Origin of the sequence: Vibrio sp. 10N.261.46.A3, assembly GCF_041472995.1 — a bacterium.
GTDB lineage: Bacteria > Pseudomonadota > Gammaproteobacteria > Enterobacterales > Vibrionaceae > Vibrio > Vibrio coralliirubri.
Window position 1 is genome coordinate 1 of sequence record NZ_JBFRRH010000207.1, and the last position, 1,925, is coordinate 1,925.

1 protein-coding gene and 1 pseudogene are annotated in these 1,925 nt (G+C 34.6%); both read left to right on the forward strand.

What is annotated here, in order from left to right:
• Positions 1-514: 514 nt before the first annotated feature.
• The gene (locus tag AB4484_RS26680; RefSeq protein ID WP_372081053.1) at positions 515-1,738 is read left to right on the forward strand and encodes a sugar transferase; all 1,224 of its coding nucleotides are present in this window, start codon (positions 515-517) and stop codon (positions 1,736-1,738) included.
• Positions 1,738-1,925: pseudogene (locus tag AB4484_RS26685) on the forward strand (hypothetical protein); the annotation flags it as partial. The gene AB4484_RS26680 and the pseudogene AB4484_RS26685, both read left to right, overlap by 1 nt.

The window sequence follows — 1,925 nt, forward strand, 5'->3', positions numbered from 1 at the left end:
ATTTATAATGATCTTGCCGTGCAAGTAAGGTTCTAACTCTTCATAAAACGCTATATAAAAGAGAATAATTATGATAATGGCACCATTTATACCAATGTTAGTTTGAAGCATATAAATTCTGACAGCTAACACCTAGCTCCCGATGATAACCAATCCCAAGAATGCTGACCTCCATTCTTGGAACTAGTGACAATGCACGTTTGATTAATGAGCTAGTTCGCATGAGTCAAACTAGATCCGCAATGATTGTGTTGTTGTCATTGTTAGCATGCTCCTTCACTAATCCAAACGTCTGTGACCCAGGATTGACTAAGCTTGGTTATGTCATTTCCTGGTAATTGTTTTACAACAAGACTTGGTCATTAATCTAGATCTTGAATGAAAGCTGAGTAAAACAGGTCGTAAATTGAGATTCAGCTCCCTAAATTTAGGAAAAAACCTGCACCTTATAACCTCGCTGCTAACCTTAATTTTTGATACACTCCACCACAGGAAATACAACATACGAATTACTATGAAGCTTTATACGATCCAACATTCATTGGCACTTCTTAGCATTCAATTAATCATAACAAGTTGGTGTCTATTCACATACTCTCATTTACCAAACACTGTTCTTAATTCTATGGTTTTGGTTATTTTTGTTTTTTTATTAACCACCTATACTCTTCCATCAAAAAACAGACTGTTTTTAAATAAACAGCACGAACTCATTATTACACTTTTAAGTAGTTATGGTATTTCAGCCCTATTTATTATACTTGTCCGAATAGATTACTCTCGTCCTGCTTTGATTATAGGGGCTGCCTTAACCTTTATTTGGATTATCATATATTATCGTTTGCATAAAAAGCAAAATATTACATTATATTCTCTTACAGGCTCGGTAGATAATGTTGACTCACGTTATAAAAACATTACTGTATATCAGTATCAGAAAGACATATCACTGCATCAAATCAAAAAAAGCTCCGATGGACTAGTTACTAACCTCCATGAAATATACTCAACAGATACGGTTCAACTCCTTGCAGATTGTGCTCTTGCTCAAATTCCTGTTTATCATTCAGAAGTAATTACTGAGCGCTTAAATAGACAAGTATCAACCACTCATTTATCCGAAACCACCTTACAATCTATCATCCCAAACTCTAGATACTTAAAAATAAAGTCCGCACTAGAAGTCGCTCTTATTCTACTATTTCTTCCTATAACTATTCTTTTATGTTCTATTATTTCAGCTCTACTTTACATTCAAGATCCAGGGAAAGTAATATATACCCAAACTCGAGTTGGCAAAAATGGCACAAACTTTACGTTATACAAATTTAGAACCATGTACAACTCAACATCAATCAAAAATGCGAAATTTGCAACCAAAGAAAAACATCGAATTCATTCCATTGGAGCTTTATTAAGAAAATTCCGATTAGATGAGATCCCACAGCTTTTAAATGTATTAAAAGGGGAAATGTCATTAATAGGACCAAGGCCTGAGCAGCCTATATTTGTTGAAATATATAAACAACAAATCCCATTTTACAACTATCGCCACACGGTAAAGCCAGGAATCACAGGCTGGGCACAGATAAATCAAGGATATACCGACAATTCAGAATCAACGCAGACAAAGCTAGGTTATGATCTCTATTATATTAAGCACTACAGCTTCGAGTTAGATTTAACTATCGCAATAAAAACAGTCAGGACCTTACTAACAACTGATGGATCTGCGTAATGAAACAAAGAAAAATAGTACATATACTCATTGACAATGCCTCTCGACTTGATTTTTTCCAACGAGTTCTTAACAATGAAAACACTACGCCCTCTTGTGTATTTCATTCGAATATCTATACCTATGTGCTAGCAAAAACAAAAAAACATCCTGGCAGCCATATTTTACTTATACCGAATCAACTTGA

What these genes read in the sequence shown, in the direction of transcription:
- AB4484_RS26680 (WP_372081053.1), top strand. Translation starts at nt 515, where the DNA reads ATGAAGCTTTATACGATCCAACATTCATTGGCACTTCTTAGCATTCAA.